The organism is Streptomyces sp. NPDC059201 (assembly GCF_042754585.1).
Lineage (GTDB): Bacteria > Actinomycetota > Actinomycetes > Streptomycetales > Streptomycetaceae > Streptomyces.
Window position 1 is genome coordinate 708,591 of the sequence record NZ_JBHZBB010000003.1, and the last position, 23,934, is coordinate 732,524.

The 23,934-nt window shown below is 74.7% G+C and carries 26 protein-coding genes; 14 read left to right on the plus strand and 12 right to left on the minus strand.

Annotation, left to right across the window (positions count from 1 at the left end; genetic code table 11):
* Window positions 1-20: 20 nt before the first annotated feature.
* Window positions 21-386, minus strand: a complete 366-nt coding sequence (locus ACFXMG_RS13475; protein ID WP_383817887.1) for a luciferase family protein — start codon at window positions 384-386, stop codon at window positions 21-23.
* A gap of 150 nt (window positions 387-536) precedes the next feature.
* The gene (locus tag ACFXMG_RS13480) at window positions 537-1,943 is read right to left on the minus strand and encodes a PP2C family protein-serine/threonine phosphatase (protein ID WP_383817889.1); all 1,407 of its coding nucleotides are present in this window, start codon (window positions 1,941-1,943) and stop codon (window positions 537-539) included.
* A 187-nt stretch (window positions 1,944-2,130) separates the two neighbouring features.
* Between ACFXMG_RS13480 and ACFXMG_RS13485 the strand changes: the two genes are divergently transcribed.
* The 4 genes from ACFXMG_RS13485 to ACFXMG_RS13500 all read left to right on the plus strand — a co-directional run bounded on the left by ACFXMG_RS13485 (window position 2,131) and on the right by ACFXMG_RS13500 (window position 5,426).
* Window positions 2,131-3,000 carry an AAA family ATPase gene (locus tag ACFXMG_RS13485; RefSeq protein WP_383817890.1) on the plus strand — a complete coding sequence of 290 codons (870 nt, stop codon included), beginning with the start codon at window positions 2,131-2,133 and terminating at the stop codon, window positions 2,998-3,000.
* Between the two features lie 101 nt (window positions 3,001-3,101).
* Window positions 3,102-4,472 (plus strand): VWA domain-containing protein, encoded by a 1,371-nt coding sequence (locus ACFXMG_RS13490; RefSeq protein WP_383818032.1) that lies wholly within the window; start codon window positions 3,102-3,104, stop codon window positions 4,470-4,472.
* A 40-nt stretch (window positions 4,473-4,512) separates the two neighbouring features.
* A complete protein-coding gene (locus ACFXMG_RS13495) occupies window positions 4,513-4,725 on the plus strand; it encodes a DNA-binding protein (protein ID WP_383817892.1) in 213 nt (70 codons plus the stop codon).
* A 113-nt stretch (window positions 4,726-4,838) separates the two neighbouring features.
* A complete protein-coding gene (locus ACFXMG_RS13500) occupies window positions 4,839-5,426 on the plus strand; it encodes a nucleosidase (protein ID WP_383817894.1) in 588 nt (195 codons plus the stop codon).
* Window positions 5,427-5,464: 38 nt separating this feature from the next.
* Here the strand turns inward: ACFXMG_RS13500 and ACFXMG_RS13505 are convergent, their stop codons facing one another.
* From ACFXMG_RS13505 to ACFXMG_RS13525, 5 genes are all read right to left on the minus strand, one after another.
* Window positions 5,465-6,679 carry an alpha/beta hydrolase family protein gene (locus ACFXMG_RS13505; RefSeq protein ID WP_383817895.1) on the minus strand — a complete coding sequence of 405 codons (1,215 nt, stop codon included), beginning with the start codon at window positions 6,677-6,679 and terminating at the stop codon, window positions 5,465-5,467.
* Window positions 6,680-6,744: 65 nt separating this feature from the next.
* The gene (locus tag ACFXMG_RS13510; protein WP_383817896.1) at window positions 6,745-8,625 is read right to left on the minus strand and encodes a CocE/NonD family hydrolase C-terminal non-catalytic domain-containing protein; all 1,881 of its coding nucleotides are present in this window, start codon (window positions 8,623-8,625) and stop codon (window positions 6,745-6,747) included.
* Between the two features lie 182 nt (window positions 8,626-8,807).
* Entirely contained in the window at window positions 8,808-9,962 is a 1,155-nt protein-coding gene (locus ACFXMG_RS13515) for a PP2C family protein-serine/threonine phosphatase (protein WP_383817898.1), read from the minus strand.
* Between the two features lies 1 nt (window position 9,963).
* Window positions 9,964-11,436: an MFS transporter gene (locus tag ACFXMG_RS13520; RefSeq protein ID WP_383817900.1), complete on the minus strand. Its 1,473-nt coding sequence runs from the start codon at window positions 11,434-11,436 to the stop codon at window positions 9,964-9,966.
* Entirely contained in the window at window positions 11,433-12,092 is a 660-nt protein-coding gene (locus ACFXMG_RS13525) for a TetR/AcrR family transcriptional regulator (protein WP_383817902.1), read from the minus strand. Before ACFXMG_RS13525 ends, ACFXMG_RS13520 begins: the two co-directional genes overlap by 4 nt.
* A 295-nt stretch (window positions 12,093-12,387) precedes the next feature.
* Between ACFXMG_RS13525 and ACFXMG_RS13530 the strand changes: the two genes are divergently transcribed.
* From ACFXMG_RS13530 to ACFXMG_RS13545, 4 genes are all read left to right on the plus strand, one after another.
* Complete coding sequence (locus tag ACFXMG_RS13530) at window positions 12,388-12,972, plus strand: TMEM165/GDT1 family protein (RefSeq protein ID WP_383817904.1); 585 nt, start codon at window positions 12,388-12,390, stop codon at window positions 12,970-12,972.
* A 156-nt stretch (window positions 12,973-13,128) separates the two neighbouring features.
* Entirely contained in the window at window positions 13,129-13,374 is a 246-nt protein-coding gene (locus ACFXMG_RS13535) for a hypothetical protein (protein WP_383817905.1), read from the plus strand.
* A complete protein-coding gene (locus ACFXMG_RS13540) occupies window positions 13,371-14,741 on the plus strand; it encodes a M20 family metallopeptidase (RefSeq protein WP_383817907.1) in 1,371 nt (456 codons plus the stop codon). Before ACFXMG_RS13535 ends, ACFXMG_RS13540 begins: the two co-directional genes overlap by 4 nt.
* 54 nt (window positions 14,742-14,795) lie before the next feature.
* Entirely contained in the window at window positions 14,796-15,116 is a 321-nt protein-coding gene (locus ACFXMG_RS13545) for a cupin (protein WP_383817909.1), read from the plus strand.
* A gap of 36 nt (window positions 15,117-15,152) precedes the next feature.
* Here the strand turns inward: ACFXMG_RS13545 and ACFXMG_RS13550 are convergent, their stop codons facing one another.
* On the minus strand, window positions 15,153-15,710 hold the full coding sequence (locus ACFXMG_RS13550; protein ID WP_383817911.1) for a tetratricopeptide repeat protein: 558 nt from the start codon (window positions 15,708-15,710) through the stop codon (window positions 15,153-15,155).
* A 195-nt stretch (window positions 15,711-15,905) separates the two neighbouring features.
* On the opposite strand from ACFXMG_RS13550, the gene ACFXMG_RS13555 reads away from it, so the two are divergent.
* A complete protein-coding gene (locus ACFXMG_RS13555) occupies window positions 15,906-17,339 on the plus strand; it encodes a threonine/serine exporter ThrE family protein (protein ID WP_383817913.1) in 1,434 nt (477 codons plus the stop codon).
* Between the two features lie 9 nt (window positions 17,340-17,348).
* On the opposite strand, the gene ACFXMG_RS13560 is transcribed toward ACFXMG_RS13555, so the two are convergent.
* Both ACFXMG_RS13560 and ACFXMG_RS13565 read right to left on the minus strand, forming a co-directional pair.
* Window positions 17,349-18,710, minus strand: coding sequence for an Ig-like domain-containing protein (locus ACFXMG_RS13560; protein ID WP_383817915.1), 1,362 nt, complete (start codon window positions 18,708-18,710; stop codon window positions 17,349-17,351).
* Window positions 18,711-18,855: 145 nt separating this feature from the next.
* A complete protein-coding gene (locus ACFXMG_RS13565) occupies window positions 18,856-19,341 on the minus strand; it encodes an SRPBCC family protein (RefSeq protein WP_383817917.1) in 486 nt (161 codons plus the stop codon).
* A gap of 166 nt (window positions 19,342-19,507) precedes the next feature.
* On the opposite strand from ACFXMG_RS13565, the gene ACFXMG_RS13570 reads away from it, so the two are divergent.
* Together ACFXMG_RS13570 and ACFXMG_RS13575 are read left to right on the plus strand one after the other, a co-directional pair.
* Window positions 19,508-20,107, plus strand: a complete 600-nt coding sequence (locus ACFXMG_RS13570; RefSeq protein WP_383817919.1) for a PadR family transcriptional regulator — start codon at window positions 19,508-19,510, stop codon at window positions 20,105-20,107.
* An 88-nt stretch (window positions 20,108-20,195) separates the two neighbouring features.
* Complete coding sequence (locus ACFXMG_RS13575) at window positions 20,196-20,654, plus strand: peroxiredoxin (protein ID WP_383817920.1); 459 nt, start codon at window positions 20,196-20,198, stop codon at window positions 20,652-20,654.
* A 19-nt stretch (window positions 20,655-20,673) separates the two neighbouring features.
* Here the strand turns inward: ACFXMG_RS13575 and ACFXMG_RS13580 are convergent, their stop codons facing one another.
* The gene (locus ACFXMG_RS13580) at window positions 20,674-21,021 is read right to left on the minus strand and encodes an SHOCT domain-containing protein (protein WP_383818034.1); all 348 of its coding nucleotides are present in this window, start codon (window positions 21,019-21,021) and stop codon (window positions 20,674-20,676) included.
* A 12-nt stretch (window positions 21,022-21,033) separates the two neighbouring features.
* Window positions 21,034-21,471, minus strand: coding sequence for a DUF6325 family protein (locus ACFXMG_RS13585; RefSeq protein ID WP_383817922.1), 438 nt, complete (start codon window positions 21,469-21,471; stop codon window positions 21,034-21,036).
* Between the two features lie 185 nt (window positions 21,472-21,656).
* Here ACFXMG_RS13585 and ACFXMG_RS13590 point away from each other — a divergent pair, with 185 nt between their 5' ends.
* The 3 genes from ACFXMG_RS13590 (at window position 21,657) to ACFXMG_RS13600 (ending at window position 23,881) form a co-directional block, all read left to right on the plus strand.
* A complete protein-coding gene (locus ACFXMG_RS13590) occupies window positions 21,657-22,064 on the plus strand; it encodes an SHOCT domain-containing protein (protein ID WP_383817923.1) in 408 nt (135 codons plus the stop codon).
* Between the two features lie 102 nt (window positions 22,065-22,166).
* Window positions 22,167-22,610: an RrF2 family transcriptional regulator gene (locus tag ACFXMG_RS13595; RefSeq protein WP_383817925.1), complete on the plus strand. Its 444-nt coding sequence runs from the start codon at window positions 22,167-22,169 to the stop codon at window positions 22,608-22,610.
* 83 nt (window positions 22,611-22,693) lie between these two features.
* Window positions 22,694-23,881, plus strand: a complete 1,188-nt coding sequence (locus tag ACFXMG_RS13600; RefSeq protein WP_383817927.1) for a globin domain-containing protein — start codon at window positions 22,694-22,696, stop codon at window positions 23,879-23,881.
* Window positions 23,882-23,934: the final 53 nt, after the last annotated feature.

Here is a 23,934-nt window from a genome sequence, read left to right on the forward strand (position 1 = left end):
CCGGGCTCGCGCCCGTCCGGTCAGCGCTGGACGAGGACCGGGCGGGCGCGGGTACAGCGGTCGGGAGCCGCGTCGGGGGCCGCGGTGGCCTGGAGCGCGGCGCTCACCAGGGTGGCGAGCAGGTCGATGTCGGAGCCCGCGTCGAGCCGGACGGTGACCCAGCCGGAGCCGGCCCGGAGCCGGACCGCGGTCGAGTTCTGGAGGGCGGGGCGCAGTCGGGCGACCATCGCGCGGGTGAGATGGACGTCGGCCTCGTGCTCGCCGTGGAAATGGACGATCTCCTCCGTCGCCGTCCCGAGACCGAGCTCCGCACCGCAGTGCGCCCGGCCACGGGTCAGCGAGGGCCAGCTCATCAGACGTTCACTGGCATGCCTGGCCGTGTTCATACGAGGAGCGTGCCGGGCTCCGGGGCGCGGCACAAGCGTCCTGGCCAAAGAATCCGGTCGAGGCCGGAAACCGATCGCCGGAGAGAGGAAAGTGACGGAATGTCACCACCGTGGGTGGGGTCGGGAGAGCGCTCCGTCACCGCCGCCGGGTCACGTCGGCGGGCGGGCGCGGACACGGGCCGCGAGGACGGCGACGTCGTCCTCGGCGTGGTGCGCGTCGAGGCGGCTCAGGACCTCGTCGACGACCCGTTCCGGTCCGGGATCCGGCGGCAGCCGCAGTCCGGCCAGCCGGGCCAGCGAGACGTCGATGTCCTCGCCCCGGCGCTCGACCAGGCCGTCGGTGAAGAGCAGCAGGGTGTCGCCCTCGCCCAGCGGCCGGGTGGCGAAGTCGTAGCCGCCGACGCCGGTGCCGAGCGGCGGGCCGACGGGCAGGTCCACGAGTTCGGCCGAGCCGTCCGGGCCGAAGACCACCGGCGGGAGGTGGCCCGCGCTGGCGAAGGTGGCCGTGCCGCGTCCCGGGTCCACGCGGACCAGGAGGCACGTTGCGGGGCGGCGGGCGTCGTCCTCCGCGACGACCGCGTCCAGGTGGCGCAGCACCCGGTGCGGCGGGAGGTCGGTGGCGGCCACCTCGCGGAGGGCGGAGCGATAGGCGTTCATGTCGACGGCGGCGGCGAGGCCGTGCCCCATGACGTCGCCGACGACGAGCAGGGTGCGGCCGAAGTGGAGCCGTACGGTCTCGAACCAGTCGCCGCCGACGAGGGTTCGCGGCCCGACCGGGAGATAGCGGCCGGCGATCTCCAGATTGGGGTGCGGACGTCCGGGCTCGGCGACGAGCGCCCGCTGGAGGTGGAGGGCGGTGTCCTCGGTGGCGGCGAGCCGCCGGGCGTGCCGGATGTGACGGGCGGCGAGCCGCGCCGCCTGCCGCAGTACGGCGAGGTCGTCGTCGGTGTACGGCGGCGCGGCACGGGTGATCGTGACCGTGCCCAGGGGTCGCTCCCGGTCCACGGCGAGCGGGACGGTGAGCGCGCGGCCGGCCTCCGACCCGCCGAGGGTCGGCGGGGAGAGGGGCGCGGTGTCGGGGGTGACCGGGACGCCCGACGTGGCGTCCTCGCCGTTCCCGGGTGTCAGGTCGATGGTGGCGGTTCCGCCGGGGTACCGGGCGAGGAAGGCGGTCAGTTCGCGGCAGGTGGTGGTCTCGTCGAGCGTGGTGCCGATGCCGCCGATCGCCGCCTCCAGGGCCTGCGCGAGGCGCCCCTCACCCGCCTCGGCCCGTGCCCGGCGCTCGGCCCGCGCGTCGCGGGGCAGGTCCGCGGCCTGGCGGTCGCGCGGCCGGTCCGGGGCCGCGTCGTCGCGGGGCCGGTCCGCGGCCTGGTCGTCACGGGGCCAGTCCGGGGCCTGGTCATCGCGGGGTCGCTCCAGGGCCTGGTCGCCGAGCGGCAGGGCCGCGGCCTGGTCGTCGAGCGGCAGGTCCGGGGCGTGGTCGTGGGCTGGACGGCGGCCTGGTGTCGGGGGGCCGGCGTCCGGGGTGGGGGTGGGGGTCTCTTCTCGTTCCGCCACGACACCTCCACCGCCGTGCGGCCACCGGGCGGGCGGCGGGCGCCCGCTCACCCCATTGCACCAGCGGGCGGCGTTCCACGCACGGCGCGCACCGGCGCGGGAACGGTTGTGCGGCAGTGCGGGATCTGATCAAGTACAGCCTGAGGCTACCGGCCAGTAAGAGACTTCGCTCCCCGGGGGGACAGCCATGACGAACGGGTTCTTCGGCTCCGTCGACGAAGTCGCGGAGCGGCTCGCCGCGACCGGGTATCTGCCCTCCCCCGCCATCGCCACCACGGTGTTCCTCGCCGACCGTCTCGGCAAGCCGCTCCTGGTCGAGGGCCCCGCGGGCGTCGGCAAGACGCAGCTGGCCAAGGCCGTCACGGAGGCGACGGGCGCCCGGCTCGTCCGGCTCCAGTGCTACGAGGGCGTCGACGAGGCCCGGGCGCTCTACGAGTGGAACCACGCCAAGCAACTGCTGCGGATCACGGCCGGACGGGGCGAGTCCTGGGACGAGACCCGCACCGACATCTTCAGCGAGGAGTTCCTGCTCCCCCGGCCGCTGCTGACGGCGATCCGTTCCGAGGAGCCGACCGTGCTGCTCGTGGACGAGACCGACAAGGCGGACGTCGAGGTCGAGGGCCTGCTGCTTGAGGTCCTCGGCGACTTCCAGGTCACCGTGCCCGAGCTCGGGACGATCACCGCCGACCGGCGCCCCTTCACCGTCCTCACGTCCAACGCGAGCCGCGAACTGTCCGAGGCGCTGCGCCGGCGCTGTCTCTTCCTGCACATCGGCTTCCCCGAGGAGGAGCTGGAGCGCCGGATCGTCACGCTCAAGGTGCCCGGTCTCGACGCGGCCCTCGCCGCCTCGGTCGTTCGGGTCGTGGGAGCGCTCCGCGCGATGGACCTGCGCAAGGTGCCGTCCGTCTCGGAGACCATCGACTGGGCGAGGACCCTGCTCGCGCTCGGCGCCGACCGGCTGGACGAGCGGGTCGTCCGGGAGACCCTGGGCGTGCTGCTCAAGCACCAGGACGACATCGTGACGGCCGGGGCCAAGCTCGACCTGGACGCGGTGTGAGCGGCGCCCCAGGAGCAGCCGACACCGGCAACGACCCCAGCGCCGGCACCGGCACCGGCACCGGCACCGGGACCGCGCGGGGCGACGGGCCCGTCGCGCGTCTGACCGGGCTCGTGGCGGCGCTGCGCGACCACGGTTTCGGCATCGGCACCGGAGAGACGGTCGACGCCGGGCTGGCGCTGGAGGCGGTGGGGTTCGCCGACCGGGAGCGGATGCGGGAGGCGCTCGCCGCGACCCTGCTGCACGGGGAGCGGCAGCGCCGCGTCTTCGACCGGGTCTTCGACCTGTACTTCCCGGCGACCGTGACCGGCCCCGGGCAGCACGCGGTCGAGGACGGAGGCGGGGACGGCGGCAGGAACGGCGGCGGGGACGGCCTCGCCGGGCTGCGCGCGCGGATCGCGGACGCCCTCGCCGCCGGTGACGCCGCCCTCCTGGACCGGCTCGCGGCCGAGGCGGTGGCCGGTCTCGGCGGCTACGGTTCCGGCCCCGGGGGCGACGGCTGGTCCTCGTACCAGACGCTCTCCCGGCTCCGCCCCGAGACCCTCCTGGCCCGGGTGCGGGCCGCGCGCACGGCCGCCGGGCAGGATCCCGAGTTCACCGACCGGCTGCTCGACGACGAGATCCGGCGGGCGATCGAGGGCTTCCGCGAGCGGGTGCGGACCGAGGCGCGGCGGCGGGTCGCCGAGCGGCAGGGCCGTGACGAGGTGGCCCGCCGGGCGGTCGCCGGGACGGCGGACCGGGTGGACTTCCTGCTCGCCGGACGCGAGCAGCTGGACGAGCTGCGCCGGACGGTACGGCCGCTGGCGCGGAAGCTGGCGACCCGGCTCGCGGCCCGCAGGCGGCGGGCCTCGCGCGGCGAGATCGATCTGCGCCGCACGTTGAGGGGTTCGCTGTCGACCGGCGGCGTGCCCGTGCGGCCGGTGCTGCGCCGGCGCCGCCCAGGGCGCCCGGAGCTGGTGCTGCTCTGCGACGTGTCCGGTTCGGTGGCCGGGTTCGCGCAGTTCACGATGGTGCTGGTACGTGCCCTGCACGACCAGTTCAGCCGGGTACGGGTCTTCGCCTTCGTCAACCGGGTCGACGAGGTGACCGGCCTCCTCGCCCAGGGCACGGCGGACCCGGCGGGGCTCGGCGAGCGGATCCTCGCGGAGGCCCGGCTGACCGGCTGGCACGGGCAGAGCGACTACGGGACGGCGCTCGACGAGTTCGTCGCGCGGTACGCGGACGTGCTCGGGCCGCGCACGGTCGTCTTCGTCCTCGGGGACGCCAGGACCAACCGCGCCGACCCCCGCCCGGAGTCGCTGCGGCTGATCGCGGAGCGGGCCCGCCGGGTCCACTGGCTCAACCCCGAGCAGCCCGCGCTGTGGGGCACGGGCGACTCGGTGGCCCCGCTCTACGCGGAGCTGGTGGACATGCGCCCCTGCCGCAACGCCCGTCAGCTCGGCGAACTGATCGGCCGCCTGCTCCCGGTCTGAGCCGCGGGCGGAGCCACCCCGCCCGTGGCACGATCGAGCCATGGCCACGACCGGATCCGACCGACCAGGGACCGACTTCCCGCGCGGTGTCGGCGCGCCCGCGACCCGGGCCCTGGTCGCCGCCGGCTACACCCGGCTCGACCAGCTCGCGGACGTCCCGGCGGCCGAACTCGCCGCCCTGCACGGCGTGGGCCCGAAGGCCCTGCGCGTCCTCGGCGAGGCACTGGCCGAGCGCAGCCGCTCGCTCGGCTGACCCAGCCCCATCCCCTGTTCCACCCATCCCCCGTTCCCCTACCCGCCCTCCCCACCCCACCGCACCACGTACCGGCTGTACGGCCCAGGGGCGGGCGAATTAGCGTGGGGCCCATGGAACTCCTGGGAGAGATCACCTCCGACCGTCCGCTGCTCGTCCTCGCCGTCAAGGAGGAGGCGCAGTTCCTCGACACCGCGCTGCCCGTGCTCCTCACCGGCATGGGCAAGGTGAACGCGGCGACCGCGCTCGCCACCGCCCTGGCCCGCGGACCGCGCCCCTCGGGCGTCGTCAACCTCGGCACCGCCGGCGCCCTGCGCCCCGGCTGGACGGGCACGCACGTCGTCGGCACGGTCGTCCAGCACGACCTGGACGGCGAGCTCCTCGCGACGCTGACCGGCGAGACGTACGGAGCGCCGATCGCGCTCCCCGACGGCGGCGACGTGGTCCTCGCCACCGGGGACGCCTTCATCTCCGACGAGGCCGCCCGCGCCCGGCTGGCCGAGCGGGCCCCGCTGGTCGACATGGAGGGGTACGCGCTGGCCGCCGCCGCGGAGCTCGCCGGGGTGCCGCTGCGGATCGTGAAGCACGTGAGCGACGAGGCCGGCGACGGCGCCGACCGCACCTGGCGCGAGTCGGTCGCCGCCTGCTCCCGTGAGCTGGCCGACTGGGCGGCCGCCCACATCCCGGCGTACCGCGGCTGAGTCAAAAGCCGGCCTCCGGCGCTACGGCGCTCCGGAGGTCACGGGTTCTGGAAGTGGACCTCCGGGTGGTCCGGGGTCGGCCCGCCGAGCGGTCCTTCCGAGGCTCCGCGCAGGTGGCGGTCGAAGAAGGCCGCCACATAGGTGCGGGTGAGGAGGAGAGCCCGCTCGGGCGCGAGTTCCGGGCGGGGCAGGCCGAAGTGGCGCTCGGCCAGGGGGAAGTCGGAGAAGGTCGAGTGCGCCGATCCGGCGACCGTGAGCCAGCGCTTCCACCCGTCGAGCCGCGGCCAGATCCGGTCCCAGGTGGTGTCGAGGCCGCCTGGCAGATGGACCTCGTCGTGGGTGCCGAGCATCAGGAAGGGACGGCCCCGCAGCCCCTCGGCCGGAAGCTCCTCCCAGAAGGCGCCGTCCATGTTCACGCCCGCGTCGACCCTGCGGTCGGCGACCATCGTGGTGGCCGCGCTCGCGCCGCCGATGGAGTGGCCGGCCATGCCGATCCGGCGGGCGTCGATCACTCGGGCGTGCCGCCACGCGGGCGCGGGGCCGGTGAGCCGGTCCAGGACGAAACGCATGTCGGCGGCCCGGGTCGCGGTCACGACGTCTGCGGGGACGCCCTGTTCGTCGAGGGCGGTGCAGGCGACGCAGCCCAGCGTCTCGCCGCCGGGGACGGTGATCCCGTACGACTCATAGGCGTGGTCGACGGAGGCGACGACATAGCCGCGCGAGGCGAGGTCCTCGGCGAGGTGGGTGAGCGTCCAGCGGGAGACGGAGAAGCCCGGCGAGAGCAGGACGAGCGGCCGGCGTCCGGGTGCGGGGCGGACGTCGGTCCTGCTGTGGGTCCGGGTGGCGGCCAGGACGTCCGCCGGCATCGCGGCCCCCACGCCCAGCCCCTCGGCCAGGCGGCGCGCCTCCTCGCGGGTCGCGTACGGGGCGCGGGGTCCGCCGCCGGCGCGTGCGGCCGGGTAGTGGACGGTGACCATCAGCCGCCGTCCGTCGGCCGTCGGCACCCAGGGGTCCGTACGCGAACGGTCGACGAGCGGCAGGACGGTGCTGCCCACGGGGTGCGGTCCGGTCGGCGCGGGCAGCGTGAACGGCTTCGCCGTCGAGGCCGATGCCGAGGCCGGTGCCGAGGCCGGTCCCGAAGTCGGTGCCGAAGTGGGCGCCGGATCCGGTGTGGTGGCGACCGCGATGCCGCCCGACAGGGCGAGGGAGCAGGCGAGGACGGCGGCCGCGGCCGCCCGGGTGAGTCGCTTCATGCGGGTCACGCTAGGAGCACTCCCCCGGGCGCCGCGTCCACCACGAGGCGTATCCCGTGGGGGATTCAGCCCAGGGGCAGTTCGAGGAACGAGGCGGCCTCGGGCGGTGAGCCGATTTCGGTCTGCGTCCAGGTGACGGAGGCGTCCCCGTACAGCGGGTCCTTGCTGTCGACGACGAGCATCAGGCGGTGGCCGGCGGGGATGTCGTACGCGGCGGCCTGGAGGCGCCAGGTGACGGTGGTGTCCTGATCAACCGTCAGGTCATAGACGTTCAGCGGCTCGTGGGTGATGATGCGGGCCGTGCCGTCCTCGGCTACGTCGAAGAGGTGGGCGATGAGGCCGGCCGAGGTCGCGGTGGAGCGGACGGTGAGGCGGAGCCTCGGGACGCCGCGGACGCGCCGCCCGACGGAGCCGCCGTCGGCGGCGACGAGGGGGTCGGTGGTCCAGGCGAGGGCGTGCCGCCGGTCGATCTTGTGGGTGTCGTAGATCTTGGGGTTGCCCTTCCACTCGGCCTGGCCGGTCCTGAGCAGTTCGCCCATCGCGGTGGCCTCGGTGTCCACGCCGGCGAGGAAGGTGCGGCGCCATCCGGTGGTCGTCCCGGCCTCCTCTGCGGGGACGAGCCGGCCGTCGGTGCCGCCCGCGCCGTCGCCGGTGAGGCCGAGGACCTCGTGGCCGACGGTGACGTCCCGCCAGGTCGGGCGGGATTCGCGGACGGCGGGCTCGACGATCCCCCGGGCGCCGCTGGGCTGACCGCCGGCCGGGTCGGCAGCGGGCTCGGTGACGTACGTGAACATGATCTGGCTACAGACCTCGTCCCACTCCTCCACGCCGTTGCGCTCGCCCTTGAGATGGTGGTCGAGCCAGGCGTACGCCTCGTCCAGCACCGGGTCGGGGGCGCCGAACGTGCTGCCGAGAAGACCGGCGCCCTCGGGGGCGGCGTGGTCGCCGATCCACAGGTTGAGGCGCTTGGGGACGTTGAGGCGTTCGAACGTGTCGACGGCCTCGTTGACCGCGAAGAGGCTCTCGTGCCAGGTGTTCGAGTAGAAGGTGGGCGTGCCGTTGTCGTCGGTGAGGTCGGTGTACGTCTCCGGGGAGCGCCGCTCGCCCCAGCGGACGACGGCGTCGAGGTTCCGGTCGTTGAGGAAGTCGTCGAGGATCGCGCGGTTCTCCTCGTCGAACTTCTCCTCCACGGGCCCGCCGGTGAAGCCGATGAGGGCCTTGACGGCGGCGAGGTGGCGGGTCCTGTTCTCGTAGAGGCTGGTGGCGAGGTTGCCCCAGGTGCTGAGGGCGACGACGGCGGCGACGCGCTCGTCGTGGGCGGCGACGAGCTGGCTGATGCCGGAGCCGTAGGACTCGCCCAGGAAGCCGGTGACGGCCGGGGCGAACCGCTCGATGCCGAAGTCGACGACGGTCGAGCCGTCGGCCACGTCGTGCGGGCCCGCCACGTCCACGTACCCCTCGGAGGTGGTGGGGAGGCCGGGGATGCCGAGGCCGCGCGGGGTGTAGGCGAGGACGTGGTAGCCGCGCAGGGCGAGGGCGATGTACAGGCCGGGGAAGAGGCCCCAGCCGAAGGGGGTCCAGCCGGAGGGGACGACGACGAGCGGGTGCGGGCCGGGGGCGAGCTGCCGCAGGCTGAAGGCGGAGAGGCGGTGGCCGTCGATGGTCTCGATCCGGTGGTAGCCGGGCAGGGCCAGGCCGCGCACCCGGGCGATCCGCTCGGCGAGTCCGGCGGGGAGCGCCCCTTCCGCGAGCGGCCCGTCGGTGAGGAGGGCGGTGACGACGGTCTGGCCGAAGCGGACGGCGTCGGGGTGGACGGTGCCGCCGGAGGCCCACAGGCCGTCGGCGGTGACACGGTCCGCGTCGGCCTCGGTGAGGGCCGACCCGCCCCCGGGGAATCCCGGGAAGTCCTCGGACGGGCCGTCGGTGATGGGGGTGTCCTGGGGCACGTGCACCCGTTCCTCTCGACTGGGGTGTGACTGTCCGTCATACGGATGCACGCAAGCCTCACGTATCGGGAAGGGAGTGACCAGAGCGCACGAAGGGCGCACGCATCACGCAACGGGGCGGGAACGACCCAGGCCGCCTCGAACTCGACGTTTGGGAGCGGACGGAGTCGTTCCGCAGGCGGTCAGCGGGAGCCCTCGGGCCTAGCGGTGCCTGCGGGGCCTGCGGAGCCTGCGGTGCGGACGACCAGCAGTGCGGCGACGTCGTCGTCCAGGCCGCCGTCGCCGTAGGCGGCGAGGTCGCGGTGGAGGAGCTCCGGGACCTGCTCGGAGGGGGCGTCGGACCACTGCCGGGCGCGCTCCTCCAGCGGGTAGAAGACGCCGGCGCGGTCGCGGGTCTCGCTGACGCCGTCGGTGTAGAGCAGCAGCCGGTCGCCGGGTCCGAAGGGGAACTCCTCCACCTGGTGGCGGGAGTCGGCGAGCCCGGCGAGGTTGAGCGGCAGCGAGGGCTCGGTGACGTCCACGGTGGTGACGCGGGTGCCGTGCTGGAGGAGCGGGGCGGGGTGGCCGCAGTTGAGGAGGCGGGCGGTGTCGCTGCCGTCGGGGAGTTCGACGAGGACGACGGTGGCGAAACGTTCGGCCGCGTCGGAGTCGGGGTCCCAGGCGGCGTAGCGGGCCAGGCCCTGGTCGAGCCGGTCGGCCAGTGCGGGAAGGTCGGGGGCGTCGTAGGCGGTGGAGCGGAAGGCGCCGAGGAGGACGGAGGCCGTCTCGACGGCTCCGAGGCCCTTGCCCTGGACGTCGCCGAGCATGATCCGTACGGCTCCGGGGATCTGGACGGCCTCGTAGAAGTCGCCGCCGATACGGGCCTTGGCCGCGGCGGCGACGTACAGCAGGTGGAGCTCGACGGGGCCGAGGCGCGGCGGGAGCGGGCGGAGCACGACGCGCTGGACGACGTCGGCGACGGCGGTGACCTCGGCGAGGTCGCGCTCGTAGCGGGTGCGGACCGAGCTGACCCAGGCGGAGGCGGCGGTGATGCCGAGGATGAGGCCCTCGCTCGCGACGAGTTCGGCGGCGAGGGGTTCGCCGCGGACCAGGACGAGCAGGGCCCTCAGGACCATCGCGAGGAAGCCCATGCCGATGGTGCCGGTCACGCTCCAGGTGGCGGCGGCGAGCGCGGGGACGGTGATGAGCAGCCGGTCGACACGCTCGGAGTCGGGCGTGACGAGGTCCAGGACGACGACCGTGACCATGACCAGGACGGGCAGGGCGCGGCCGAGGTTGACCTGGGTCCGCGTCGCGGTGGCGAGCCGCGGCCGGGGACGGTGACCCGCTGCGTGCATTTCATGATCGTACGCAGAACGGGCGCCGCGACCGGCGCGCGGCGGGCCCGCGTGTCCCCTCTCCCGGGCCGCCGGGCCTCCCGGGGAGGGCGAGCGCGGCAGGCAGGGTGAGGCCCGCGACGCAGGCGAGGGCCGGGAGCGCGGCGCCGTGCGCGGGGACGAAGCCGCCGCCGGGGACGAGGGCGAGGAGGAGGGCGGCGGTGGCGACGCCGAGGGCGGGGCCGGTGTTCATGGCGGTCTGCTGGAGGCCGCCCGCGACCCCGGCGTGGGCCTCGGGGGCGTTGCGGACGATCGCGGCGGTCGCGGTGACCATCACGGTGACGAAGCCGGCGCCGAGGAGGGCCGCGCCGGTGCCGGTCGCGACGGCTCCCGCGCCGCTGTCGAGGCGGGCGAGGACCACGACCCCGGCGGTGAGCAGAGCGCCGCCGGTGAGGGCCGCGCCCCGGGGGCCGAGGCGGCGCTGGAGCGGCGGGCAGAACGCGGCGCCGAGCACCATCAGGACCGCGAGCGGGAGGAAGCGCAGCCCGGCGTCGAGCGGGTCGAGGCGCTGGACCTCCTGGAGGAAGTACGTGGTCACGAAGAGGGTGCCGGAGAGGGCGGCGGAGGCCGCGAGGAGCGCGCCGAGCCCGGCGGCCACCGGCCGGCTCCGCAGCAGCGCGGGCGGCAGCAGCAGGTGCGGGGCCCGCCGTTCGTGGCGTACGAGGGCGAGCGCGGCCGCCGCGGAGACGGCGAGGGTCACGGCCGCGCGCCCTCCGGCGCCGGGCTGGGGCAGGGAGACGAGTCCGTGGACGAGGAGGCCGAGCGCGGCGGCGAGCAGCAGCGCGCCGAGCGGATCGCCGCCGGCACGCGCGCGTGGCGGGTCCGTCCGGCGGGGCTCGCGGACGGTGAGGGCGAGGAGCCCGACGGCGAGCGTCGGCGGCACGCCGAGCAGGAAGACGGCGCGCCAGCCGTACGCGGAGACCAGGGCGCCGCCGAGGAGGGGTCCGGCCGCGGCGGCGAGCCCGATGGCGCCGGTGCGCAGCGCGATGGGCCCGGTGAGCCGGTCCGGCGGGTAGGCGGTACGGAGCATGCCGAGGGTGGCGGGCTGGAGCAGCGCGCCGCAGGCCCCCTGGAGGACGCGGAGCAGGACCACGGCGCCGATGCCGGGGGCGAGCGCGATCCCGGCGGACGCGGCGGCGAAGCCGAGCGCGCCGAGGGCGAAGACCCGGTGGTGGCCGTGGCGGTCGCCGAGGCGCCCGGCGAGCACGAGGAGGCTCGCGACGGCGACGAGGTAGCCGGTGCTCGTCCACTGCACCTGGGCGACGCCGGCGTGCAGGTCCCGCTGGAGGGCGGGCTGGGCGAGCGTCAGGACGGTGCCGTCGAGCGCGACGACGGCGGCGCCGGTGCCGCTGCACACGAGGGTGCGGGTACGGGCGCGGGGATGGGTACCGGGCTTGATGGGGCTGGTGTTCTCGGGGTGGGTGGTGGTGTTCACGGGGTGGGCTCCGCCGGGCCGAGGTGGGCGTCGAGGGCGGCGCGGACGAGGGGCGCGGGGTCGTCGGATCCGGTGGCGAGGGGGAGGCTGCCCCAGTGGCGGAGCTGGGCGAGGCCGTGGAGGTTCGCCCAGAGGGCGCCCGCGGCGGTGACGGGGTCGGCGGCGCCGGGGCGCAGCTCGGCGACGAGGGCCGTGAGGCGGGCGAAGAGCGGCAGGCTCGTCTCGCGCAGCCCCAGCCGGCCGCTCTCCAGCAGGTCGTGGCGGAACATCAGCTCGTACATGCCGCGCCGCTCGTCGGCGTACGCGAGGTAGACGCGGGTGAGGGTCTCGATCCGCGCCCGGGGCCCGGCGGACGTGCGGTCGGCCTCCCGGTCGGCCTCGGCGACGCGGGCGGCGAGTTCGGCGAAGCCCTCGCGGGCGATGGCCGAGAGCAGGTCGAGGTGGGTGGGGAACCAGCGGCGGGGCGCGCCGTGGGAGACACCGGCGCTGCGGGCGATCTCGCGCAGGGTCAGCGCCTGGGCCCCCTCGGCGTCGACGAGGGCGACGCCCGCCCGGACGAGCCGCTCACGCAGCCCGCCGCGCTCGCCCTCGCCGTCACCGTCGACCGGAGGCTGAGCGTGACCGTGACCGTGATCCTGAGGTTCAGAGTGAGACATAGACACTGTCTACCAGTCAGCCGTAGACAGTGTCTACGGCTCGAGTGACCCATCGGTTACACTGGTGGGCAGCGAAGGGGAGTAGCTCTGCGAACCGGTCGTCGACACACTGGAACCCCCGGGTTCCCGGTGACCGGGTCCGCGCACGACGCGGACGGGCGAGACCTTCGGCCAGGCATCACCACGTCCACATCTCCGTGGACGTGGTCCGTCATGCCGGGCCGAGTGGTCCTCCCGTCGCCCACCGAGGTGTCGTGCGGGGCCACGGGGCCCGGACCGAGCAGAGAGCGCCGGTATGCACCTCGAACCCTTGGCGATCGTCACCGCCTTCGGGCTCATCTTCCTCGCCGAGCTTCCCGACAAGACCATGTTCGCGTCGCTCGCCATGGGCACGCGCATGCGTCCCCTGTACGTGTGGTTCGGCACCTCCGCGGCCTTCGCGGTGCACGTCGCCATCGCCGTCGGCGCCGGCAGCCTCCTCGGGCTGCTCCCCGGCTGGATCGTCAAACTCGTCTCCGCGCTGATGTTCGGCTTCGGTGCGTTCATCCTGCTGCGGGCCGGGGGCGACGACGAGGACGACGACGCGGGCGGCAAGACCGTCACCGGCTTCTGGCCGGTGTTCTCCACCGCGTTCATGGCCGTCTTCATCAGCGAGTGGGGCGACCTGACGCAGATCACCACCGCCAACCTCGCCGCCACCAACGGCACCGCGTCGACCGCGATCGGCTCCTTCCTGGCGCTGACCTCGGTCTCCGCCCTGGCGCTGGTCGCCGGCCGCTTCATCGCCAAGCGCGTGCCGCTCAAGACCGTCCAGCGCGTCGGCGGCGTCTGCATGCTGGGCCTCGCGATCTGGTCCCTCGTCGAGGTCTTCACCGGCTGACGCACCCCCGCCGACCGCTCCCCCTCCGGGGCCGTTCCCGCACCCTGCGGGCCCGGCCCCGGAGCCGTATCGCGAGGCCGTACCCCGGAGCCGTGACCCCAGGGCCGTACGCCGGAGCCATGCCCCGGACCCCCCGCCGGTGCGATCATGCGCACCATGGCCACCTCGTCCGAGGAGGCCCGCCGGGTGCGCGGCGAGCTGGACGGGCTGGACGGGCTGATCGCGCTCGTCGAATCGCGCTTCACGTACGAGGAGAAGAACCTGAGAGCGGCCCTCAACGGGCTCTCCGTCCCGCTGTCCGAGGACTTCGCGCTCCGCGACCTCACCGGTCGCTGGCCCGCGCGCCCCTCTCCCACCCCCGCCCCCGGCACGCTCCGACCGTCACGAGAGGACGTCCCATGACCCAGGACCCCGTCCACGCCGACCTCTTCCCCGCCGCGCCCGGACACACCGCCCCGGCCGAGGCGGACCTCGCCCGCACCGATCCCGTCCACGGCGAGCTCGACCGGCTGGCCGAGGAGACCTCCGCTCAGGTGATCGCCTGGCGTCGGCACCTGCACCGGCACCCCGAGCTGTCCAACCGGGAGGAGGGGACGGCCCGGCTGGTCGCCGACCATCTGCGGAGCCTGGGGCTCGACGAGGTCCGCACCGGCATCGCCGGGCACGGCGTGGTGGGCGTGCTGCGCGGGACGGCCGGCGGGGGTGGCGGGCGGGTGGTGGCGCTGCGGGCGGACACGGACGCCCTGCCGGTGAAGGACCTGTGCGGGGTCGACTTCGCCTCGACGGTCGTGGACGCGGACTATCCGGGCGGCCCGTTCCCCGTCTCGCACGCCTGTGGCCACGACTGCCACACGGCGATGCTGATGGGCGCGGCGACGGTGCTGGCGGGGGTGCGCGACCGGCTGCCGGGCACGGTCCTGTTCGTCTTCCAGCCGGCCGAGGAGGGGCCGCCGGTGACCGAGACCGGCGGCGCGCTCGCCATGGTCGACGCGGGCGCCTTCGCCGACCCGGTGCCGACGATGGCCTTCGGGATGCACGTGACGCCGTACCCGAAGGGGTACGTGGGCTACCGGGTCGGCAACCAGTACGGGGCCTCGGTGCTGGTCCGGATCACGATCGACGGCAAGCAGGTGCACGGCTCCACGCCGTGGCAGGGCGTCGACCCGATGCCCGCCGCCGGAGCGGTGCTCACGGGGATCGGGCAGCTGTACCGGCAGGTGTCCGCTTTCGACCCGGTGACCGTCACCATCGGGCACGTCGAGGACGTCGGCCGGTTCAACATCATCGGCCAGACGGTGACCCTCTGGGGCACGATCCGCTGCGCCGTGGAGTCCGACATGGCGGGGGTGCGCGAGCGGCTCCAGCGGCTGGCCGAGCACTCGGCGGCGGCGTACGGGGCGACGGCCGAGGTCGCGTACCTCCAGCCGGTGCCGCCGGTGCACAACACCGGGCCGTGGGTGGCGGCGGGGCTACCGACCTTCCGCCGCGTGGTGGGCGAGGAGCGGGTCACCGAGACCGGGGCGACCCTCGGCTACGACGACGTCTCCGAGTTCATCGCACGCTTCGGCGGGCTGTACGTGATGCTCGGCGTCCAGGACGCGACGCCGGGCCCGGACGGGCTGCCGGTGCCGGAGGAGGGCGGACGCGGTCTCGTCACCAACCACAACCCGCACTTCTACGCCGACGACGACACCCTCGTGACCGGTGTCCGGCTCCACGCGCACGTGGCGTACGACCACCTCACGGGGGCGCTGCTGCCGGCGGGGTGAGCCGGGCCCGCGCCCCGAGTTGCGTCCTCGTACGCAGTCGGGAGGCTGGGGGGTATGAACCTGGACCTCACCGCCCTCGCCGACGAGCACCTGGCCGCCGCCCGCACGGCCCCACACGGGCGCAGCGCCCATCTGGTGCTGCACGACGGCGTGCTGCGGCAGACCGTGATCGCACTGAAGGCCGGCACGGCCCTGGACGAGCACAACGCTCCCCCGGCGGCGAGCCTCCAGGTGCTGAGCGGCCGGGTGCGGCTGACCACCCACGGCTGGGCGGACGAACTGGCCGCGGGCGCGCTGCGGATGATCCCCAAGGAGCGCCACGGGCTGACCGCGGTGGAGGACTGCGTGGTGCTCCTGACCGCGGTGAACGACTGACCGCCCCCCCTCAATCGCACGCCGGCGGTGCGGCAGTCACTCGATCGCGTCGAGGTCCCGCGCGTAGTGCTCGATGGCCGCGCGGTACGTCCGTACGGACGGGTCCTCGCTGGTGGCGGCGAGGAGGGTCAGGAGCAGCCGTACGGAGTCGTGGTGGCGGCCGGTGTTGTAGAGGGCCATCGCGAGGAAGGCGCGCAGGGCGCCGTCCTCGGGGAACTCGGCCGCGGCCCGTTCGAGCAGCGCGGCAGCGTCCTCGTACCGGCCGAGGGTCCGGTAGGTGCTGCCGAGGCCGAGGAGGGCGCCGCGCCGGTCGTCGGCGGTGAGGCCGGTGCCCGTGCCAGTGCCGGTGCCGCTGCCGCTGCCGCTGCCGGTGTCGGCGAGCGCGGTCTCGTAGTAGGGCACGGCCTGGGCCTCCAGGCCGAGCACGTCGTGGGCCCAGGCGGTCTGGTAGGCGACCTCGGCGTCGCCGGGGAGGCGCCCGGCGAGCGCGACCAGCCGTACGCGGGCCTCTTCCTTGCCGTCTCCGGAGCGGAGGGCGACGGCCTCGGAGAGGAGGCGGTCACGCTCCTCGGGGGTGGGGGTCCTGTCGTTCATCCGATCATGCTCGCAGCAGGGGTGAAGGCGGGCGAACCGTTTTCGCGCCGCAGGCGAGACCGGCCGCCAGGCGAGACCGGGCGGCAGCCCCCCCTGGCGCCAGGCGAGACCGGCCGCCAGGGGCGGGAGCTGACGCCCCGTCGCCCACGCACCCACGCCCCCACTCCCCTCCCCTTCCGCTGCTAACGTTCACGAATGCGCCTTTTGTCCCGATTCGATGTGCGCGGGCTCGCGCGGCGCGCGGCGGCTCTGCGGCCCCGGCGGCGCACCGGCACGGTCACTCTGCCGGAGGACGAGACCGCCGGCCGGGAGCGGCTCCGGGACCTCGCCTCGTTGCTCTGCGAGCTCGGCTCCGACCTGTTGCGGGCCGCCGAGCGCAGCTCGGAGGTCGAGCGGACGCTGCACGACATCGCCGCCCGTTACGGCACCCGGGCGCGCTGCTTCGTCGTCCCCACCGGGCTCTTCGTCCGGGTCGGCGGCGGGCCCGACGGCCGCGGCGGCGAACTCGACTTCGCCCCGGTCGAGGGCCCCGACCTGCGGCTCGACCAGGTGGAGTCGCTCCAGGCGCTGGTCGGCCGGATGCTCGCGGAGGAAGTGCCGTTCGACGAGGTGCGGCGGGCGCTGCGGGAGAACCGGGAGCGGCCGGACCGGTTCAGCCCGACCGCCACGGTCTTCGGGTACGTGCTGCTGACGGTCGGTCTCGGCACGATGCGGCACGCGACCGTGCCGGCCGTCGTCGGGTACGCGGTGCTCGGCGCGGGCGTCGGCCTGCTGCGCCTGTTCGGCGACCGGCTGCCCGCCGCCCGTACCGCGCTGCCGGTGGTCGCGGCCATCCTCGTCACGGCCGCCGCGCTGCGCTGGGCGGGCCCCCTCCTCCACGAGAACCCCGCCGTGCTCTACATCCCGCCGCTCATCGCCTTCCTGCCCGGTGCGGCGCTCACGCTCGGCGCCATCGAACTCGCCACCGGGGCCGCGCTGTCCGGGCTGTCCCGGCTGGCCGGCGCGGTGAGCGTCCTGCTGCTGCTCTCGCTGGGCATCCTCGTCGGCTCCGAACTGCTGCGGCCCCACCCCGCCGCAGGGAAGGCCGCCGAGCCTCTCGGCGCGTGGGCGCCCTGGGTGGGGGTGCTGCTGCTCGGCTTCGGCTTCCTGCTGTACTTCTCCGCCCCTCCCCGGGTCATCGGCTGGCTGCTCGGCGCGCTCCTCGCCGAACGCCTCGTGCAGTCGGTCGCCTCCGACCTGGCCGGGGCGACCTTCGGCGCGTTCGCCGCCGGAGCGGTCCTGCCGCCGATGGCGGGCTGGATCGAGAAGCGCTCCCGCACCCCCGACCAGGTCGTCTTCCTGCCCTGCTTCTGGCTCCTGGTGCCCGGCGCGGTCGGGCTCACCAGCATCTCGGAGATCATCGTCGAGAAGGACACCGACGGCGGCCTGAACAGCCTGGTCGGGACGGTGATCACGGTCGCCGCGATCGCCCTCGGCGTGCTCGTGGGCGCCGGACTCCAGCGCCGCCCCCGGCTGCTCCTCGGCGAACCCGCCCCGAGCACCCCCGCACCCGGCCCGGACGAGGACCGGACCACCGGCGCGAACGGCACGGACGGCGCGAGGGCACCGCGCCCGGGCGCCGGGGGCTGAACCAGCACGTCAGAGTGCGGGCCGCAACGGACTTCCCGCCGCGCCGGAAGGGGCCGCGCGGACGCCGAGCGCGCTGCCGCGCAGCCACTCGGACCAGCCGAGGTTCCAGTCGCCGTAGCCGTTGTCGAACGGGGTCATCAGCTCCCCGTACCCGTTGACGACCCGTACCAGGTCGCCCTCCCTGACCGTACGGAAGAACCAGCGGGCGGCCTCCGTGGACATCCCCGTGCAGCCGTGGCTCACATCGGCGCTGCCCTGCGCGTCCAGGGACCAGGGCGCGGCGTGCAGGTACTCGCCGCTCCACGTCACCCGGGTGGCCCAGCGCACCTTGAGGTCGTAGAACTCGCGGCTGCCGCGCGCGATGCCGATGGAGTCGCCCCGCATCCGGACCATGGACTCCTTGCCGAGGACGACCTTGGTGCCGACCCTGGTACGGAAGCCCCGCTTGCCGGTCGTGACGGGGATGACGCGCAGCAGCCGCCCGTCGCGGTAGACCCGCATCTCATGGGCGGCGACGTCGGTGACGGCCTCCACCCGGGCGCCGGTGGAGAAGGTGAGGGGCCGTGAGCGGCCGCCGTGCAGACGGTCGGTGACACGGACTCCGTCGAGTGCGGCACGGACCCGGACGGTGGCGCCGGCGGGCCAGTAGGCGCGCGGTCGGTAGTGCAGGGTGTCGGCGTCCACCCAGTGCCAGGCCCCCTCGACGCGGGGCTCGCCGCGCACCACCAGGGCGCGTTCGACGACCCGGCGGGCGGCCGGATCGCCGCGCGGCACGGGGTGGCTGAGCTCGGCGGTGACCGGCTGCCCCACCCCGTACGTACGCCCTCCCCCACCGTCGCCGTCGCCGCCGCCCTCGCTCTCGCCGGGGCCGAAGGCGACGGTGAGCCGCTCCCCCGCCGGGGCCTTCGCGGTGCGGACGGCGAGCCGGACGACCCGGCCGCGGGGGCCGTCCGGGCCGCTCTCCTCCAGGACGAGACGCGCCGTGTACGTGCCTCCGGCGGGCAGCGCGGCCTCGCTGGTCCAGCGGGTGCCGTCCGGGCCGGTGCTCCCGGCGATCCGGCGCCCGCGCCGGTCGGTGACGGTCACGTCGGCGAGCCGTCCCGGGGTGCGCAGGGCGAGGTCGACGGGGCCGGTGGCGGCGGCGGGCAGGGTGACGGTGGCGGGGGCGTCCAGGGCCACGGGGGCGTGGGGCACCCGGCAGAGGCCGGCGGTGCCGGAGCAGGCGCCGACCGCGACGACGACGGGCCCCGGTGCCGCCGCGACACCCGCGCGGCCGGGGGCAGGGGACTGTGCCGAGGCGGTGGTGACGAGTACGGCCCCGATGGCGAGGGAGAGCGCTCCCCACCCCTGTACGTATCGGCGTGACGGCACGTCGGACACCCTCCCCATTCGTCGCTGACCGGTGGAAGGCCGGCGCGCGGGCGCCGACCGGATCATCAGAACCGACGAGAGGAGAAAAAGATGATCAAGGGCGCGGGCGTGGCGGGTGAGAGGGCCGGGAGACGACTCGAATGGGTCAGCGGGGCGGTTCGGGAAGCTCCTCGCCGGTCTCCAGGAGCGACTTCAGGCTGGAGACGATCGCGGGCCAGCCCTCCCCGATGAGTCCCCGCATGATGCCGTCCGGCTCCAGGCCGTCGTGGGTGACGGTGAACCGGACCATGTCGCCGGAGGGTTCGACGGTGTAGGCGACGGTGGACCGGCGCTCGCGGGACAGGAGTGCGTACACCTCGTCGTCGAGTCCGACGGCCTTCGCCCATTCGGGGGTGAAGGTGTGCCAGGTGTAGGCGAGCCGGCGGCCCGGGACGGCCTCGACGACGACCTGTTCGGGGTCGGCGGTCCTGCGGTCGCCCTCCTCCCAGACCATCGGCGCGCCGGGGGTCCACTCCGTCTCGAAGGCCACGCCCCAGTAGCGCCGGGTGAGTTCCGGCTCGGTGAGCGCCTTCCAGAGCTCGTCCGGGGTTGTCCTGATGTAGCTGGTGTAGACGTACGCGTCGCTGTCCATGGTGCTGCTCGCTCCTCCGGCCCCCGGTCGTCTCCCCCTTGGTGTCGTGGTGATCCAGCCTAGGCAGGCACCGGGCGGGGTGCCAGGCAGGACGTACGAACCGCGGCTGCTCCGTCCGTTGATTAGGTGCGGAGGAAACTATTCAACGGACTGCTAGCGTGTCCGGATGTCGCTCAAACACGCCGTCCTCGCAGCTCTCCTGGAGGGTGAGGCATCCGGATACGACCTCGCCAAGATCTTCGACGTGTCCGTCGCCAACTTCTGGGCCGCCACCCCCCAGCAGCTGTACCGCGAGCTCGACCGGCTTTCGGAGGCCGGGCTCATCACCGCGCGGGTGGTCGAGCAGGAACGGCGCCCGAACAAGCGGATGTTCAGCCTCACCCCGGAGGGCCGGCGCGACCTCGACTCCTTCACCTCCGTGGCGCCGCGGCCGACCGCCGTGCGCGACGAGCTGATGGTGCAGGTGCAGGCGTGCGACGGCGGTGACACCCGGGCCGTACGGGGCTTCGTGGCCCGGCGCATGGACGTCTCCCGGGACAAGCTGGCGCGCTACGACCGGCTGCGGGAGTGGCTGCTCGGCGGCCGGGACGAAGAGACGTATCTGCGCGAGTCCGAGCGCGTCGGGCCGTATCTGACGCTGATGCGCGGGCGGCTGCTTGAGGAGGAGAACCTCCGCTGGAGCGAGCGGGTGCTGGAGGTCCTGGACGCGCGGATCGCCGCGGGCCTGGGCGGCAGCGGGGTGACGCCGACTCCTACCCTGCGGTAGAACCTTCGGGTAGCCCGCCGGGGAGTCCGGCGGGTACGGAACGGGCGGACGCCCGGAGGCCGGTGCGCCCGACGAAGGGGCGGACCCCATGAACGTCGGCGATCTCGTCGAGGACTTCACCCTTCCGGATGAGACCGGCGCCTCGCGCTCCCTCTCCGGACTGCTCACCGAGGGGCCGGTCGTCCTCTTCTTCTACCCGGCGGCGATGACGCCCGGCTGCACCGCCGAGGCGTGCCACTTCCGCGACCTGGCCGGCGAGTTCCGCGCGGCGGGCGCGCTGCCCGTGGGCGTCAGCGGTGACGAGGTGGAGCGGCAGCGGGAGTTCACCGAGCGGCACTCGCTCGGCTATCCGCTGCTCTCCGACCCCGAGGGCACTGTGCGGGAGCGCTTCGGCGTGCGGCGCGGCTTCTCGCTGGCCCCGACGAAGCGCGTGACGTTCGTGATCGGGCAGGACCTGCGGATCAAGGAGGTCGTCCGCAGCGAGCTGCGGATGAGTGCCCACGCGGACCGCGCGCTGGCCGCGCTGGCGGCGCTGCGGACCTCCTGACCGGCTCTTTCGCCGGGGCTCAGACGCCGAGGAGTTTGGCCTTGGCCGCGGCGAACTCCTCGGGGGTGAGCAGTCCCTGCTGGGCGAGTTCGCCGAGCCGGGCCAGCTGTTCCGTGAGGCCCCCGGCGGGGGCCTGGGCGGCGGGCTGGGGCGCCGGCGCGGCCTGCGGCGGCGGGGGTGCCATCGGGGGCGGTGGCGCCTGCTGGGACTGGAGGTCGGCGATGGCCTGCTCCTGGTCCTGCTCGCGGCGGGAGGCCCGCGCGGCGCTGCGGCCGGCGGCGTACGCGGCTCCGCCGACGAGGGCGCCGCGCAGCAGCGGGGCGCCCGCGGGGCGGATCACCGGGCGGACGAGGGGGCGGCGTCGCATGAACACGCGGCTTCAGCTCCTTCCGGCGGCCGCGGCGACCGCCTCCTGGTAGGCGGTCCTGGCCTCTTCCACATAGGTGTCGGGGATGGGCACCCTGGCCGCGACGCGGCCGCCCGCCTCGCGGATCGCCTCGGTGGCCCGCGCGGCCCAGATGTGCTCGACCAGCAGCATCAGGGCGCAGGAGCCCGGTTCGAGCGACTGGGCCACCTCGGCCGCGTCCTCCGGGCCGAGCAGGTTCGCCTCGGGGCCGATCTCCGCCGTGGCGTCCTCGTACTCGTCGTACTCGACGAGTTCGGAGGTGGCGACGTCCCCGGCCGGCGACTTCACGACCACGAGCGAGTCGATCAGCCGGACCTGCCCCTCCTTGCGGAGGTCGGCGAGCGCGGCGACGGCCGCGACCTTCAGCCGCTCGCCAGGAAAGGCGAGCACCACACATTCCACCGGTCCCATGACACTCCGCTCCTCGTCGTCCCCGTGGGCCGCCGTCCGCGTACGGGATCTCCATGCGAACACGGCGGCCGCGGGCCCGCACGCCGGGCGGGAGCGGGCGGCCACGACATGCGGGCGCGGGCCGGACGGGTGAGACTCGCTCCAACGCGCGGCCTCCCGGCCGGCGGGGAACGGAGTGTGCAGGAATGGACGACTACCCCCTCCTGAACGTCTTCTGGACGATGATGTGGTTCTTCCTCTGGATCATGTGGCTGTTCCTGCTCTTCAAGGTCATCGCCGACATCTTCCGCGACCACGAGCTCAGCGGCTGGGGCAAGGCCGGCTGGCTGATCTTCTGCATCCTGCTGCCCTACCTCGGTGTGCTGGTCTACGTCATCGCCCGCGGCAAGGGCATGGGTCAGCGCGACGCCAAGCAGGCCCAGGCGGCCGAGGCCCGCTTCCAGGAGTACATCCGTCAGACGGCCGGCACCCAGGCCGCCGCGGGCGGCGCCCCGAGCGCCACCGACGAACTGGCCCGGCTCGCCGACCTGAAGGCGAAGGGCTCGATCTCCGAGGAGGAGTTCCAGCAGGCGAAGGCCAAGGTCCTCGCCTGACCGCTCCCACCCCGCACCACCCCCGCCCCCCGGCGGGACCCGGTATCCCGGACGACGCACCCTTAATGCGAGTCCGGGATACCGCTTTGATACGGTCGGATGGTGAGGTTGACCAAGTTCACCGACCTGGCCCTGCGCGCCGTGATGCGCCTGGCGGTCACCGACGACGAGGAGCCCGTCACCACGCGCGTGGTGGCGGAGGAGATGGCGGTGCCGCACGCCCACATGGCGAAGGTGGTCACCCGGCTCCAGCACCTCGGCGTGGTGGAGGCCCGGCGCGGCCGCGGGGGCGGGCTCGCACTGACGGACTTCGGCCGGCGCTCCTCGGTGGGCTGGCTGACCAGGACACTGGAGGGCGAGGAGGAGGTCGTCGGCTGCGAGGCCGATCCGCCGTGCCCGCTACGGGCGGCCTGCCGGCTGCGCGGGGCGCTGCGGGAGGCGCAGGACGCCTTCTACCGCACGCTCGACCCGCTGACGGTCGCCGATCTCGTGCGGTCGCCGACGGGTCCCGTGCTGCTCTCCCTCACACCGCGCTCCCCTTCCTGACCCGCGCACCCCCGGCGGCCCGCGCCGCGCGGGGTTCCGCTTCGCTTTAAATACGCAGATCATCTACCAGATTGAGAGTTCCGATGCTGTCCGAGCAGGCCGTACCCGTCGTCCGCGCCACGCTGCCCGCCGTCGGCGGAGCGCTCGACCAGATCACCGAGCGCTTCTACGGGCGGCTCTTCGAGGCCCACCCCGAGCTGCTGCGCGACCTCTTCAACCGGGGCAACCAGGCCAACGGCGACCAGCGCAAGGCGCTGGCCGGCTCCATAGCCGCCTTCGCCGTCGCGCTCCTGGAGCACCCGGACACCCGCCCCGACACGCTGCTCTCCCGCATCGCCCACAAGCACGCCTCTCTCGGTGTCACGGCCGGCCAGTACAAGGTCGTGCACGAGCACCTCTTCGCCGCGATCGTCGAGGTGCTCGGCGAGGCCGTCACCCCCGAGGTCGCCCAGGCGTGGGACGAGGTCTACTGGCTGATGGCGAACGCGCTCATCGCCCTGGAGAACCGCCTTTACCAGGAGGCGGGCGTCGAGGGCGGCGAGGTCTGGCGCCCGGTGCGGATCTCCGAGCGACGCGAGGAGACCGCGGACACCGTCTCCCTCGTGCTCACCGACCCGGACGGCTCGCCGCTGCCGCCGTTCCGACCCGGCCAGTACGTGAGCGTCCGCGTCGCCCTGCCGGACGGCGCCCACCAGATCCGCCAGTACAGCCTCTCCTCCGCCCCCGGCCGTCCCGCCTGGCGGATCACGGTCAAGCGGGTCGACGGCGACCCGGCGGGCGAGGTCTCGAACCAGCTCCACGCGCACGCGGCGGCCGGTGACGTCCTGGAGGTCTCCGCGCCCTTCGGCGACCTGGTGCTGCCCGAGGGCGACGGCCCGCTGCTGCTCGCCTCCGCCGGCATCGGCAGCACCCCGATGCTCGCCATGCTCGACCACCTGGCCGCCACCGGCGCCCGGCGCCCGGTCGTCGTCGTGCACGCCGACCGCTCCCCCGAGGCGCACGCCCACGCCGAGGAGCTGCGCGAGCTGGTCGGACGGCTCCCCGAGGGCAGCCTGCACCTCTGGTACGAGGAGCCGGGCGCGTCCGGCGCGCGCGAGGGCCGCGCCGACGTGCGCGCGCTGGAGCTGCCGGCCGGCACGCACGCATACCTCTGCGGCCCGCTCCCCTTCCTGCGGACCGTCCGCGGCGACCTCGTCGCCTCCGGCGTCGCCGCCGCCGACGTCCACTACGAGGTCTTCGGACCGGACCTCTGGCTGGGCGCCGCGGCCTGACCCGGGGAGCCTCCCCCTCCATGATCCTTCGATCCTGAAGCACCGTGGCGTTC